Genomic DNA, 14,269 nt, shown 5'->3' with positions numbered 1-14,269 from the left:
TGTCGATGATTTTAACCAGTCGCTAAGTTAGCCAACCAAAGCTAGCAATATACCTGCAGCTACAGCTGACCCTAATACGCCTGCTACATTAGGCCCCATGGCATGCATCAGCAAAAAGTTATGGGGGTTTGCTTGCAGCCCCACTTTATTAACAACCCTTGCCGCCATAGGAACAGCTGAAACGCCTGCTGCACCGATTAATGGGTTAATATTTGCCTTGCTATACTTATTCATTAATTTAGCCATTAGAACGCCTGTGGCGGTTCCTATTGCAAATGCAACGGCACCTAAAGCTAATATACCTAGGGTTTCTGCTTTCAAAAATTTATCAGCAGACAATTTAGAGCCTACTGCCAAACCTAAGAATATCGTAACGACATTAATCAACTCGTTTTGCGCGGTATTACTTAGTCTATCCACTACCCCACACTCTTTCATTAAGTTGCCTAAACAGAACATACCAACTAAAGGCGTAGCTGTAGGTAAGAACAGAATAGTCATCAGTAGCACAGCTAGTGGGAAAACGATTTTTTCTCGTTTTGAGACGATGCGTAATTGCCCCATTTGAATTTGTCGTTCTTCTGGGTTAGTTAGTGCTTTCATAATTGGCGGTTGAATTATCGGCACCAAGGCCATGTAGGAATAAGCGGCGACGGCTATAGTTCCTAATAATTCAGGGGCTAGTTTTGACGCTAAGAAAATAGCTGTCGGTCCGTCTGCCCCACCAATGATGGCGATAGCTGCGGCGTCTTTTAAAGTAAACTCAAGACCTGGCACAAAATTAAGTAGTATTGCCCCTAGTAAGGTGGCAAAAATACCAAACTGTGCTGCAGCGCCAAGTAAAAGCATACGCGGGTTTGCAATAAGCGCACTAAAATCAGTCATTGCTCCTACGCCCATGAAAATAAGCAGAGGGAACACCCCTGTATCGATTCCAATAACATAGATGTAATGCAGTAACCCACCAGCTTCACTAAAACCGGCTAACGGGATATTGGTTAATAGGGCACCAAATCCGATAGGCAACAATAATAATGGTTCGAATTTTTTAACGATGGCCAGATAAAGCAGCAATAGGCCAACCACCATCATGATCACCTGACCGGCTTCGAAATGCGCAAGGGCAGTGCTTTGCCACAGGATTTCTAACTTCTCCATGGAATTATCCTACACTCAATAAAGGTTGGCCAGATTGAACAGCTTCACCTTCGGCAACAAACACTTCGGTAATAGTGCCGCTTTCGGTAGCTCGTATTTCTGTCTCCATTTTCATCGCTTCCATAATGATGACCACATCACCTTCACTTATCTCATCTCCTTCACGGACTAAGATTTTGAAAATGTTACCGGCTAAAGGTGCGTTTAATTCAGCACCTTGAACTGGGTATAAAGTAGGAATGGGAGTTTCTGAACTTTTCACTGAAGACAACTGACCACTGGGTGCCACTTCAACTTCATAAGACTTACCATCAACCCGTACTGAGTAACTTTCCGCTTTTCCTTGGGCCGGTGCTGCAGCAGTTGCCTCGGGCTTAGTGTCAGCCACACCAGTAGGTACAGGTTCAAATGCGTCAGGATTTCCTCTGTTTTGCAAAAACTTAAGTCCAATTTGTGGAAACAGTGCGTAAGTCAACACATCATCCACTTGGTCATCTGCTAAGGTGATATTTTGCTGTTGAGCAATATCTGTCAACTCAGCCGTTAAGCTAGCTAATTCAGGCTCAATCAGATCAGCCGGTCGACAACTAATAGGTTCCTGACCATCCAGTACTCTGGCTTGTAATTCTGCATTCACAGGGGCTGCAGTTGCGCCATACTCACCTTTAAGTACGCCAGCCGTTTCCTTAGTGATACTCTTGTATCGCTCGCCTGTTAGAACATTTAAGACAGATTGAGAACCAACAATTTGTGATGTCGGCGTTACCAAAGGAATAAAACCGAGATCTTCTCTTACCTTAGGAATTTCTTTAAGCACCTCATCCATTTTGTCTTCCGCACCTTGCTCACGAAGTTGATTTTCCATATTGGTCAACATTCCGCCAGGGACTTGGGCGATGAGAATTCGAGCATCGACGCCTTTCAAGCTTCCTTCGAATTTAGCGTATTTTTTCCGTACTTCTCGGAAATAACTAGCGATTTCAGCCATTAAGTGCAGATCTAAGCCAGTATCTCTGTCTGTACCTTCAACAATTGACATTATGGTTTCAGTGGCACTGTGTCCGTATGTCATACTCATAGACGAGACAGCACAATCAACCATATCAATACCGGCATCAATGCCCTTCTGATAAGTTGCAGTACTTAAACCAGTAGTGGCATGGCATTGCATTGCAATAGGCACACTGATAATTTCTTTCAAGCGAGTGATTAACTCTTCACATTCATAAGGCTTCAACAAGCCAGCCATATCTTTAATACACAAGGAATGAATCCCCATATCCTCTAAAGATTTAGCCATATCTAACCAGCGCTCAAGAGTATGTACAGGGCTTACAGTATAAGAAATAGTCCCTTGTGCATGAGCCCCCACTGAAACGACAGATTTTATTGCAGTCTCTAAGTTGCGCGTATCATTCATAGCATCAAAAATACGGAAAACATCCACACCGTTGGTATGCGCTCGCTCTACAAACTTTTCAACCACATCATCAGCATAGTGACGGTAACCTAAAAGGTTTTGCCCTCTTAACAACATCTGTTGAGGTGTGTTTGGCATCGCTTTTTTCAATTGACGGATACGATCCCAAGGATCTTCACCAAGATATCGAATACAAGAGTCGAATGTAGCGCCTCCCCAAGATTCCATTGACCAAAAACCAACTTTATCTAATTTATCTGCGATGGGTAGCATATCGTCCAAACGCATTCTGGTGGCTAATAAAGATTGATGTGCGTCGCGCAGTACCAATTCAGTTATTTTAAGGGGGTTACTCATGGAGGCTCCTAAAAGATCGATTTATTTAGTCTATCTATTCTTTCGATATTGATGAACTGCTGCGGTTATAGCTGCAATTGGTACAGAAGAACTTGATTTATCAGTAGTGACTTTCCTTTGCGTCCTAGCGGCAGCCGCAGGTACGACTTCTTCAGGAAGTCTACGGTTAATGGCAGCAATTAAATTGACTGCACCGATTAGTAGCGTTAGAAAGACAAACACCACAACCATGCCCACTACCATCAAGTTGGCAGCTTCAATTAGTAATTCAGAAATGGACGCTTGCATATAATTCACACTATTATTTATTTAGGTAAGGATAAGTATCACCTAAGCATTGAAAACTCAACTAAAATCCACAAAGTGAACTTTAATTTTGCGGTATTTATTCAACTTTTTTGAATCTTTACCCAAGCATATTAATCATGTGGCTAGTTCCAGCAATCAATTAGTCAGCCTGTTTATTTGAATATGGCGAACATCTATTGCTTCTATAGCTAAGTTAATTTTAATGCAAAGGCAGGCTATCATATCAATCGTGACGTTTAGATTAATATTATTTATTGGGAATTACTTATAAATATTTAATTTAGTTTAATTTACAGGCATAAAAAAACCGCTTTTAAAAAAGCGGTTTTTTTAAAATCGTTCCTGACGATTTTGTCGAACCTCCTACGGAGCTTCGATTCAATGTGGCGCGTGTGGAAGGATTCGAACCTCCGACCGCCTGGTTCGTAGCCAGGTACTCTATCCAGCTGAGCTACACACGCGTGGTTTCTAACTTACTCGTACTAACCGTTAAAATCTAAAAGCGATTCTAACATTGTCGAACCTCCTGCGGAGCTTCGATTTAATATGGCGCGTGTGGAAGGATTCGAACCTCCGACCGCCTGGTTCGTAGCCAGGTACTCTATCCAGCTGAGCTACACACGCGTAAAACATTTATCAACCATCTCTAAAAAGAAATGGCGGAGAGAGAGGGATTCGAACCCTCGATAGGGCTATAAACCCTATACTCCCTTAGCAGGGGAGCGCCTTCAGCCACTCGGCCACCTCTCCAAATGTGGGAGCGAAGTTTACTGAATCACAAAAGGAAGTCAAACCTTTTTTTACACTTTACTACCTGTATGCTGGGATTTTAAACGATCAGCTTAAAACTGCAATGTTATGCTGGCTTTTTAAGCGATTTTTCAGCGTAATAAATATTTTCTGCCCTGAAATTTTTTTAAAAATAATTGGAAATAATTAAAAAAATCAAAAAAAAAGACTGGTAAACCAGTCTTTTTTAAAGTGTTTTGCTTCGTTTTACTCAACATCTTCGCTTGAATTGCCAGAACGTTCGCTAGCTGTTCCATTTTTTTCTGCTTGAATGCGCATGTAAATCTCTTCTCGATGCACAGATACTTCTTTAGGAGCATTGACCCCTATTCTTACCTGATTCCCTTTAACACCCAATACGGTTACGGTGACTTCATCACCTACCATCAAGGTCTCACCTACACGACGGGTTAAAATTAGCATTCTATTGCTCCTTTTGCGTTATACCACAATGTTCCCTAGTTAAAATTAGCATATTTACCAGTTCACTCCAGAAAATACACAATTAGCATTCCTTGTTTTTGTCGTCACTTACAAAAACTCTCTAATAAATACTTATAAGCGTTCTTCTAACCAACTATGTACTGAGTTAATAGCTGCCTCTAGGTTTTCAGGCTGACTCCCTCCAGCTTGCGCCATATCAGGTCTGCCACCACCTTTTCCACCTACTTGGCTGGCTACATAATTAACTAACTCGCCAGCTTTAACTTTGCCAACCAGATCTTTGGTTACACCAACAATAACACTTACTTTATTATCGGCTGGTAACCCTAGAACTATGACACCACTGCCTATTTGATTCTTCAGGTCATCGACCATTGTACGCAAAGTTTTAGATTCTACCCCTTCAACTTTAGTCGAAAGAACTTTCACTCCCTTCACATCAGTGGTCTGAGACGCTAAATCGGTTCCAGCTTGAGCAGCCATTTTCTGCTTCAACTTGGACAATTCCTTTTCTAACTCTTTAGCATGATCAATTACAGTCACGATTCTACTTTGTAAATTAGCAGTGTCTGTTTTAAGTAGACCCGAGACATTGCTAATTAATTTCGATTGGTCTTGCACATATTGTAGTGCAGCTTGGCCGGTAATCGCTTCTATCCTTCTCACACCAGAGGCGATGCCACTTTCGCTGACAATTTTAAATAAACCGATGTCACCTGTTTGGTTGACATGTGTGCCTCCGCAAAGTTCCATTGAGAATGACCCCATGGTTACAACACGGACATCGTCGTCGTATTTTTCACCAAACAACGCCATTGCACCGGCGTTTTTAGCTTCCTCTAATCCCATCAGTTTAGTGTTTAAACGATGGTTAAGGCGAATTTGATCATTTACTAGTGTTTCAATCTCTTCAAGTTGCTGTGCAGTCACCCCTTCCATATGAGAAAAGTCGAAACGTAAACGCTCAGCGTCCACCAAGGAACCTTTCTGATTAACATGCTCACCTAAGATGGTTTTTAACGCCGCATGCATTAAATGGGTGGCACTATGATTAAGTTTGATGGCAGCACGACGTTGTCCGTCAACTTGTGCTTCAACCATATCCCCAACTTTGATATCACTTTGGGCAATACCTTTGTGAGCCACGGCATCATTTAATTTAATCGTGTCGGTAACTTTGAATTCAGTGGACACACCTTGCAACACGCCAGTGTCACCAACTTGACCACCCGACTCGGCGTAAAATGGTGTTTTAGTTAATATAACCATGCCTGACTCACCCGCTTTGAGAGATTCAACAGAACCGTTTTCAGCAAATAACTCGGTAACTTCAGAGCTATCCGTCTCAGAATCATAACCGCTGAATTCGCTAATGGTTTTAGCATGCAAAGTGTCATTATAATCTTTACCAAAATTGCTGGCCTGTTGAGCGCGTTCACGCTGTTGTGCCATCGCTTGGTCAAAACCATCCTGATCAATAGTAAAACCTTTCTCACGAGCCACATCATTGGTTAAATCAGCAGGGAAACCATAAGTATCATAGAGTTTGAATGCTAACTCTCCTGGCAGCACTTCACCTTCTAACTCAGACAATGCTTCATTAAGTATTGTCATACCGCGCTCTAATGTACGAGAGAATTGCTCTTCTTCAACTCGCAAAACTTTTTCAAGCACAGGCTTTTGCGCGATAAGTTCAGGGTAGGCTTCGCCCATTTGAACGCCTAATTCATCAACTAATTTATAAAAGAAGATGTCTTTCGCACCTAACTGATAACCGTGTCGCACCGCTCGACGAATAATTCGACGAAGCACATAACCACGGCCTTCATTGGATGGCATTACTCCATCACAAATTAGAAATGCACAAGAACGAATGTGGTCAGCGATTACTCGTAACGATTTATCCTCTAAATCTTTAGAGCCTACGATTTTGGCGGCAGCAGCAATCAATTCTTGAAAAATATCGATTTCGTAATTGCTGTGCACGTTTTGCATAATTGCCGAGATACGTTCTAGCCCCATACCTGTATCAATTGATGGCTTGGGAAGTGGATGCATAACGCCATCAGCAGTGCGATTAAACTGCATGAATACCAAGTTCCAAATTTCAATGAAACGATCACCATCTTCTTCTGGTGAGCCTGGAGGTCCACCCCAAATATGTTCGCCGTGATCATAGAATATTTCAGAACAAGGTCCACAAGGCCCGGTATCGCCCATTGACCAGAAATTATCTGAGGTAGCTATGCGAATAATCTTTTCCGCTGGAATACCAATTTCTGTATTCCAAATATCAAATGCTTCATCATCTTCATGATAAATAGTAACCAGTAACTTTTCTTTTGGTAGCCCAAGAACATCAGTTAAAAAGTTCCAAGCATAATGTATCGCTTTTTGCTTAAAATAGTCGCCGAAACTAAAGTTACCCATCATTTCAAAAAATGTATGATGACGAGCAGTATAACCTACGTTCTCGAGGTCATTATGCTTTCCACCTGCACGCACACAGCGTTGTGAAGAAACTGCTTTATTATATTTGCGAGTTTCAGTGCCTAGGAAAACGTCTTTGAATTGATTCATTCCGGCATTGGTAAACAAAAGCGTAGGGTCATCCGCCGGGACCAATGAAGAACTGGGTACAATTTGATGACCTAAATTGGCGTAATAATCCAAAAAGGCACTTCTAATTTCAGCGGTAGTTTTACTCATTCATTTTCCTGATTATCAAGTTAGTTCCGACAAGTACTAAGACTTGCTCGTAAAGGGCTATAGGCGGCGAACGATAGCATAAATTAGGGAACCTTGTTAAGCCGTGAATTCGTTATGCCCTATTGTTAATTCTTATTCATCCGATTCGCCTTTTAATGCAAGTCGAATTTGTTCATGGTTAAAACCACGATATTGCAAAAAGCGCATGCGTTTTTGTTTGTCTTGCCAGTCCTGTATTGGTTTACTACCGTACTTTTTACGGTAAGCTTGAATCGCTGTCTCAGCAAAATCTGTTTCACTCTCTGCAAGGGCATTTGAGACGGTTATTTCGTCAATATTATGTTGTTGTAATTCAACTTGGATACGCTTCAGCCCCTGCCCTTTGAGTGCACGATGTCGAATAAAGGCTTCCACAAAACGTTTATCACTTTGAATATCTTTTTCAGCAAACAGCGCAATTTGCTGTTTTAGCAAATTCCTATCTAGCCCTTTTAACGCCAGCTTTGTCACTAGCTCATGTTGGCTGTGTTCTCGACGAGCCAATAGACGAGTTATAGAATGATTGATGATCTTCACATCATAGTCTGACATATTAATAGCCTATCAACTTGATTCATCGGAACCTTTGCTTTGTTTTTTCAATTTATCCATTCAACCGACGCCATCCCCAAACAGATCTGGGATGATTTAAATCAAAATCAAGCACTGTTTTGCAGATATGAATTTTTAACCGCCTTAGAACAGTCGGGTTCTGTTGGCGGTGACACAGGTTGGACACCCCATCATTTGATAGCTTATCAGGACGACAAAGTTATCGGTATCCTACCTATGTACCAAAAAAGTCATAGTTATGGAGAATATGTGTTTGATTTTGCATGGGCGGAAGCCTATCAGCGCTATCAAAAACAGTATTACCCCAAATTAATCAATGCTATTCCCTTCACACCTGTTACCGGTATTCGTTTGTTAACGGATCATGCAATCGACCCTAAGGTTTTATTAGGCAAGATGTATGAATTTATTAAACAACAACTGCCTGTATTAAACCTATCGTCGGTACACTTTCTTTTTCCGCAGGAGCAAATTAGTCATCAACTACAAAATTTTGGCGCGGTGCAAAGACGAAGTGTCCAATTTCAATGGTTTAACCGCGACTACCCGCATTTTGATGATTTCTTAGCCACCTTTACTGCAAGACGCAGAAAAAGTGTGCGTAAAGAAAGGCAAAAAGTGGCGCAGCAAGGGTTAACGGTAAAACGTTTTCACGGCGATAAGTTAACCTCGGTAGAAATGGACTTCTTTTATCTTTGTTACTGCCAAACCTATTTAAAACGCAGCGGCCACAGTGGTTATTTAAGCAAATCATTTTTTTCACAGATTCTCGACACTATGGCAGACAACATTTTGTTAGTCATCGCCTCTGTGCAAGATACTCCCGTTGCTGGGGCACTTTATCTATATGACCAAAATCAGCTTTGTGGACGCTATTGGGGCGCCCTGGAAGAATTTGATGGCCTTCACTTTGAGTGTTGTTATTACCAAGGCATTGAATTCTGTATTGAGAAAAAAATAAGCAGCTTTAATCCTGGCACCCAAGGTGAACATAAAATTCTAAGGGGCTTTGAGCCCATATTCTGTTATTCAAACCATTGGCTGCACGATCCCTCGTTCCAAGACGCTGTATCACGCTTTGTTGAACAAGAACGGCCAGGTATTGAAGCCTATAAAGTGAATGCAGCTGAAGTGTTACCCTTTAAAAAAGCACAAGACTAACAAACAAGCTTATTTACGCCACACTAACAAATGATTATTAGCCGGCATCTGAATCATATCATCTAAGGTTAGAGGCACGGCCCAGCTTTTTAACTCGGTAATGTCACGGATGCCACCATAACCTCGCTGACGCAAACTTTGATCAAATTGTGCATTGCTATCACTGGTAAAGTTACCGTCAATTTTAAACGGACCATACTGACAAAACACGCCAGACTTGGGCAAGTTAACCGCGATAGTTTCCATCATTAGCTGGGCTTCATGTGGCTGCATAATATGGGTAGTGTTCGCGCTAAACACACTATCAACACCACTGAACGTCCATTTATCCCTGCCAATAAAAAACTCTACAGGCGACAACACATTGCTGCATTGTGATTCCGCTACCCAAGCATTTATGCTGCCATGGTTGTCTGGAATATCGGTAGGTTGCCAAGTTAAATGAGACAATGCAGGGGCGAAAAACGCCGCATGCTGTCCTGTACCTGAACCAATTTCCAATACTTTGCTTTGATTGGCAAAATGCTCTCGCAGCTGCGTTAAAATAGGTGCTTTGTTATTCTCACAAGGTTGGGAAAAATCTTTGTTATCGAACATCTATCACCTATATGAAATCAAATTAACCGTTTAGATTCGGCGCTAACCACTTCTGTGCAAGTTCTAACGTCCAGCCTTTACGCTGTGCGTAGTCTTCTAGCTGATCTTGTTGAATTTGCGCAACTGCAAAATAACGGGCATCTGGATGAGAGAAATACCATCCAGATACGGCAGCACCTGGCCACATGGCATAGGACTCTGTTAGTTGCATACCTGTTGCGTTTTGGGCATCTAACAAATCCCAAATGGTTTGTTTCTCAGTATGTTCAGGACACGCTGCATAACCTGGAGCGGGACGAATTCCTTGATACTTTTCTCGGATCAAATCGTCATTGCTTAACTGCTCATCGTCAGCATAACCCCAGATTTCCTTTCTGACTTTTTCATGTAGATATTCCGCAAAGGCTTCAGCTAAACGATCGGCAATGGCTTTGACCATAATCCCGTTGTAATCATCACCATCATCAATATAGGCTTGCGCTAACTCATCTTCACCAATACCTGCTGTCACCGCAAAAGCACCAATATAATCCGCTTTTTTACTGGCTTTAGGGGCAATATAATCACTTAAGCAATAATTGAATCCTTTCGGCTTTTGGGTTTGTTGGCGTAAATGATGGGCAACATGAATTACCTCTTGGCGACTGTCATCGGCGTAAATTTCTACGTCATCGCCCACTCGATTGGCAGGGAAGATGCCCACTACACCTTTAGCAGCCAAGCTACCTTCTGCACAAAGTTTATTGAGCATATTAGTGGCATCTTGAAATAGCTTTTTCGCTTCTTCGCCAACTACTTCATCTTCGAGGATACGAGGATATTTCCCGGCTAATGACCAGGTTAAGAAAAAGGGTGTCCAATCAATGTAATCAATCAAATCCGCTAATTCAACATCGACAGTTTGCACACCCAATGCCTTAGGCACAGGAGGATGATATACCTGCCAATCACATTCAAAGCGATTTTCTCTGGCAGACTCCAAGGTCACCGGTTTAGAGCGCGGCTTTTTGCGGGCGTGCTGTTCCCGAACCACATCATATTCTTTTTGCAATTGGGCAATATATTCAGGTCTAAACTCATCAGAGATCAGTTTTTGGCAGACCCCAACCGCACGGCTGGCATTCGGAACATAAACCACAGGTCCTTGGTAATTTTGTTCTATTTTAACCGCGGTATGGGCTTTTGAGGTGGTAGCTCCACCAATGAGTAGAGGTAAATCTAACTCTAAACGCTGCATCTCTTTCGCCACATGCACCATTTCATCTAATGACGGAGTGATTAGGCCCGACAAACCTATCATGTCAACCTTTTCATCTTTGGCTACCTGCATAATTTTAGCCGCAGGCACCATCACGCCTAGGTCGATAATTTCATAGTTATTACACTGTAAAACCACACCCACAATATTCTTACCAATATCGTGTACATCGCCTTTTACCGTGGCTAATAATATTTTGCCGTTGCTGCTGCTTTGGTCTTTTTCCAATTCGATGTAAGGTTCAAGATACGCCACGGCTTTTTTCATTACCCGCGCTGACTTAACCACTTGAGGTAAAAACATTTTACCCTCACCAAATAAATCCCCTACTACGTTCATGCCGTCCATTAACGGCCCTTCAATCACATGCAAAGGTTTATCAGCTTCTAGCCGTGCAGCCTCGGTATCTTCGATAATAAAGTCGGTGATCCCTTTGACCAACGCATGTTCCAGGCGCTTGTTAACTGGGTATTCCCGCCATTCTAGGTTTTCTTTGACTACGGCTTTGCCATCACCTTGATATTTTGGCGCTAAGGCTAACAAGTTATCGGTGGCATCTGGATGGCGGTTAAGGATCACATCTTCAACAGCGTCTTTTAATTCTTTAGGAATATTATCGTAAACTTCTAACTGACCCGCGTTGACGATGGCCATGTCCATACCGGCTTTGATGGCATAGTACAAAAATACCGAGTGCATCGCTTCACGAACCGGATTATTACCTCTAAACGAAAACGAGATATTCGATAAACCGCCGGATATATGGCAATGGGGTAAGTTTTGTTTTATTTGACGAGTAGCTTCGATGAAATCAACCGCATAATTGTTGTGCTCTTCAATACCGGTTGCAACAGCAAAAATGTTCGGGTCAAAAATAATGTCTTCTGGTGGAAAACCAATTTTTTCCGTCAACAGCTTATAACTGCGCTCACAAATTTCGTATTTTCTAGCTTGGGTGTCGGCTTGACCTTTTTCGTCAAAGGCCATGACCACAGTAGCCGCGCCATAACGCTTTAACAGTTTGGCTTGTTTTAAAAATGGCTCTTCACCTTCTTTTAAGCTAATAGAATTAACTATGGCTTTACCTTGAACGCACTTTAATCCCGCTTCGATGACACTCCATTTAGAGGAGTCGATCATAATAGGCACGCGGGAGATATCCGGTTCAGAAGCAATCAGACTTAAAAAGCGTACCATTGCCGCTTCCGAATCCAACATAGCTTCATCCATATTAATATCGATAACTTGTGCACCGTTTTCAACCTGCTGACGAGCAACATCTAAGGCTGTCTCATAGTTATCTTCGAGGATCAGGCGTTTAAACATTGCTGAACCTGTTACGTTGGTACGTTCACCTACGTTAACAAAGGTTGCACTGGAATTTTGTTGTTGTTGAGACACGAAAAGCTCCTGTTAATGCACGAAGGGTTCTAAACCAGACAAGCGCATTCTAACTTCTTTTTTAACTGGGACTCGAGGCGCAATGCCTTCTACGACTTTGGCAATTTCTGCAATGTGTTCTGGTGTACTGCCGCAACATCCGCCGACAATATTAACTAACCCTGATTTTGCCCACTCTTGAATATGTTCTGCCATTTCGTGTTCATCCATATCGTATTCACCAAACTCGTTGGGTAAACCCGCATTAGGGTGCGCTGAAACCAAACATTCTGCTTGATTGGCAATCTCTTCCACATACTGGCGCAATAGATCGGGTCCAAGGGCACAGTTGAGTCCAAATGACACAGGGTTGATATGTCGCAAAGAGTAATAAAAGGCTTCGGCAGTTTGCCCCGATAGGGTGCGGCCAGAGGCATCGGTAATAGTGCCTGAAATCATAACCGGTAAACTTATGCCTAGCTCATCAAACACAGTGTCTACAGCAAAGGCTGCGGCTTTTGCATTTAAGGTATCAAAAATGGTTTCGATTAAAATAATATCCGCGCCACCTTCAATCAAACCGTGCGTTGCCTCTGAATAGGCTTCGACTAACTGATCAAAGTTAACATTACGTTTGCCAGGATCATTAACATCGGGAGAAATAGACGCCGTTCGGTTAGTTGGCCCTAACACGCCTGCCACAAAACGTGGTTTATCTGGTGTTTTCGCAGTGTATTCATCTGCCGCTTTACGGGCCAACTTTGTGGCTTCAATATTGATTTCTTTGGCCAGTGATTGCATATCGTAATCAGCCATGGCAATAGTGGTGGCATTAAAAGTATTAGTCTCAATGATATCAGCGCCAGCTGCAAAGTACTGGCAATGAATATCATAAATAATTTGCGGTTGGCTCAACACCAATAAATCGTTGTTGCCTTTGACATCACAATGCCAATCAGCAAAGCGATCACCTCGGTAATCGTCTTCTTCCAGTTTATGCCGCTGAATCATTGTTCCCATTGCGCCATCAAGAATAAGAATTCGTTCTTTGGCAATAGAATACAGTTTATCGGTGTTATTTTGCGCCACGCAATTACCTCTTATTTTTTACTTGGAAGATCTGCAAGATCAAATGGTGTCGTCTGATAAACATAGTAGTTTAACCAGTTTGTTAACAGAAGCGAACCATGGGAGCGCCATGTTACATGATAGGGCTGGCTAGGGTCATCATTTTCGTAATAGTTTTCTGGTACCTTGGGGGTTAAACCATTATTAATATCCCGCTTAAACTCCTGCTCCAGAGTATCAGGGTCATATTCAGGGTGCCCCGTTACACACACCATGCGTTTATCTTTCGAGGCAACTAAGTAAGCCCCAGCTTTTTCCGAACTGGCCAATACATTCAGTCCCTCAACACTTTTATATATGTCGATGGGAATTTCCCCAAAGCGAGAATGCGGTGCATTAAACTGCGGATCGAAGCCACGCATTAACGCATCGTGGGGATCATTCACATTATGGGTGTAAACACCAGATAGCTTATCGTCTCTAAGTCGACGATTGTGGCCGTAAAAATGGAACATCGCCGCATGGGCAGCCCAACAGGAATACAGCGTCGACTGCACATGACGTTGGGTCCACTCCATAATAGTGGTGATTTTGTCCCAATATTTCACCGCAGAATAATCTAGATGAGCAAGGGGCGCGCCTGTAATAATAAAGCCATCGTAATTTTTATGGGCCACATCATCAAATGACAAATAAAACGCATCCATATGAGCTTTAGGGGTATTTTTAGGTGCCTGATTATCAATGCGAATAAGGTCTATATTAATTTGCAAAGGCGTATTGGAAAGCAGACGCAGAATCTGAACTTCAGTTTCAATCTTATTTGGCATTAAATTCAAAATCCCCACTTCTAGAGGACGAATGTCTTGCTTAGCAGCGGCTTCGCTGTCCATCACGAATATATTTTCCGCGTTCAAGACCCCTTGGGCGGGAAGATCACTAGGTATTCGAATAGGCATAAGTTCTCCAATGTGGTGGTAAGGCAACAAATTTCGCTCATTCACACT

Annotated in this window: 11 protein-coding genes and 3 tRNA genes; 1 reads left to right on the top strand and 13 read right to left on the bottom strand. The window is 42.4% G+C overall.

Annotated features, from left to right (window positions below; translation table 11 throughout):
* Positions 1–27 precede the first annotated feature (27 nt).
* The 9 genes from AB6T38_RS01040 to AB6T38_RS01000 form a co-directional block, all read right to left on the bottom strand.
* Entirely contained in the window at positions 28–1,158 is a 1,131-nt protein-coding gene (locus AB6T38_RS01040) for a sodium ion-translocating decarboxylase subunit beta (RefSeq protein WP_372545428.1), read from the bottom strand.
* A 4-nt stretch (positions 1,159–1,162) separates the two neighbouring features.
* Positions 1,163–2,935, bottom strand: coding sequence for a sodium-extruding oxaloacetate decarboxylase subunit alpha (gene oadA, locus AB6T38_RS01035; protein WP_372545426.1), 1,773 nt, complete (start codon positions 2,933–2,935; stop codon positions 1,163–1,165).
* Positions 2,936–2,965: 30 nt separating this feature from the next.
* Positions 2,966–3,223 (bottom strand): OadG family transporter subunit, encoded by a 258-nt coding sequence (locus AB6T38_RS01030; RefSeq protein ID WP_348492103.1) that lies wholly within the window; start codon positions 3,221–3,223, stop codon positions 2,966–2,968.
* Between the two features lie 405 nt (positions 3,224–3,628).
* A tRNA-Arg gene (locus AB6T38_RS01025) sits at positions 3,629–3,705 on the bottom strand.
* A gap of 86 nt (positions 3,706–3,791) precedes the next feature.
* Positions 3,792–3,868, bottom strand: a tRNA-Arg gene (locus AB6T38_RS01020).
* Positions 3,869–3,901: 33 nt separating this feature from the next.
* Positions 3,902–3,994 (bottom strand) — tRNA-Ser (locus AB6T38_RS01015).
* A 246-nt stretch (positions 3,995–4,240) separates the two neighbouring features.
* The gene (csrA, locus tag AB6T38_RS01010; protein ID WP_216050093.1) at positions 4,241–4,456 is read right to left on the bottom strand and encodes a carbon storage regulator CsrA; all 216 of its coding nucleotides are present in this window, start codon (positions 4,454–4,456) and stop codon (positions 4,241–4,243) included.
* Positions 4,457–4,588: 132 nt separating this feature from the next.
* Positions 4,589–7,186, bottom strand: a complete 2,598-nt coding sequence (alaS, locus tag AB6T38_RS01005; protein WP_372545425.1) for an alanine--tRNA ligase — start codon at positions 7,184–7,186, stop codon at positions 4,589–4,591.
* 132 nt (positions 7,187–7,318) lie between these two features.
* Positions 7,319–7,777 carry a regulatory protein RecX gene (locus tag AB6T38_RS01000; protein WP_372545424.1) on the bottom strand — a complete coding sequence of 153 codons (459 nt, stop codon included), beginning with the start codon at positions 7,775–7,777 and terminating at the stop codon, positions 7,319–7,321.
* A 39-nt stretch (positions 7,778–7,816) separates the two neighbouring features.
* Here AB6T38_RS01000 and AB6T38_RS00995 point away from each other — a divergent pair, with 39 nt between their 5' ends.
* The gene (locus AB6T38_RS00995; protein ID WP_372545422.1) at positions 7,817–8,959 is read left to right on the top strand and encodes a GNAT family N-acetyltransferase; all 1,143 of its coding nucleotides are present in this window, start codon (positions 7,817–7,819) and stop codon (positions 8,957–8,959) included.
* A 9-nt stretch (positions 8,960–8,968) separates the two neighbouring features.
* Here AB6T38_RS00995 and AB6T38_RS00990 read toward each other — a convergent pair whose 3' ends face one another.
* Genes AB6T38_RS00990 through metA form a run of 4 tightly spaced genes read right to left on the bottom strand, consistent with a single transcriptional unit; the run spans position 8,969 to position 14,221 of the window.
* The gene (locus AB6T38_RS00990) at positions 8,969–9,556 is read right to left on the bottom strand and encodes a DUF938 domain-containing protein (RefSeq protein ID WP_372545421.1); all 588 of its coding nucleotides are present in this window, start codon (positions 9,554–9,556) and stop codon (positions 8,969–8,971) included.
* A gap of 22 nt (positions 9,557–9,578) precedes the next feature.
* Positions 9,579–12,215, bottom strand: coding sequence for a methionine synthase (gene metH, locus AB6T38_RS00985; protein ID WP_372545420.1), 2,637 nt, complete (start codon positions 12,213–12,215; stop codon positions 9,579–9,581).
* Between the two features lie 12 nt (positions 12,216–12,227).
* A complete protein-coding gene (locus AB6T38_RS00980) occupies positions 12,228–13,283 on the bottom strand; it encodes a homocysteine S-methyltransferase family protein (protein ID WP_348492097.1) in 1,056 nt (351 codons plus the stop codon).
* 11 nt (positions 13,284–13,294) lie between these two features.
* Positions 13,295–14,221 carry a homoserine O-succinyltransferase gene (metA, locus tag AB6T38_RS00975; RefSeq protein ID WP_372545419.1) on the bottom strand — a complete coding sequence of 309 codons (927 nt, stop codon included), beginning with the start codon at positions 14,219–14,221 and terminating at the stop codon, positions 13,295–13,297.
* Between the last annotated feature and the right edge of the window lie 48 nt (positions 14,222–14,269).

This window comes from Aliiglaciecola sp. SL4, from assembly GCF_041538045.1.
Lineage (GTDB): Bacteria > Pseudomonadota > Gammaproteobacteria > Enterobacterales > Alteromonadaceae > Aliiglaciecola.
Note: the sequence above shows the minus strand (reverse complement) of the source record. Positions and strands in the feature narration are given on the sequence as shown.

Coding starts and splice junctions, on each gene's coding strand:
- AB6T38_RS01040 (WP_372545428.1), bottom strand. CDS start 1,158: ATGGAGAAGTTAGAAATCCTGTGGCAAAGCACTGCCCTTGCGCATTTC.
- oadA (WP_372545426.1), bottom strand. CDS start 2,935: ATGAGTAACCCCCTTAAAATAACTGAATTGGTACTGCGCGACGCACAT.
- AB6T38_RS01030 (WP_348492103.1), bottom strand. CDS start 3,223: ATGCAAGCGTCCATTTCTGAATTACTAATTGAAGCTGCCAACTTGATG.
- csrA (WP_216050093.1), bottom strand. CDS start 4,456: ATGCTAATTTTAACCCGTCGTGTAGGTGAGACCTTGATGGTAGGTGAT.
- alaS (WP_372545425.1), bottom strand. CDS start 7,186: ATGAGTAAAACTACCGCTGAAATTAGAAGTGCCTTTTTGGATTATTAC.
- AB6T38_RS01000 (WP_372545424.1), bottom strand. CDS start 7,777: ATGTCAGACTATGATGTGAAGATCATCAATCATTCTATAACTCGTCTA.
- AB6T38_RS00990 (WP_372545421.1), bottom strand. CDS start 9,556: ATGTTCGATAACAAAGATTTTTCCCAACCTTGTGAGAATAACAAAGCA.
- metA (WP_372545419.1), bottom strand. CDS start 14,221: ATGCCTATTCGAATACCTAGTGATCTTCCCGCCCAAGGGGTCTTGAAC.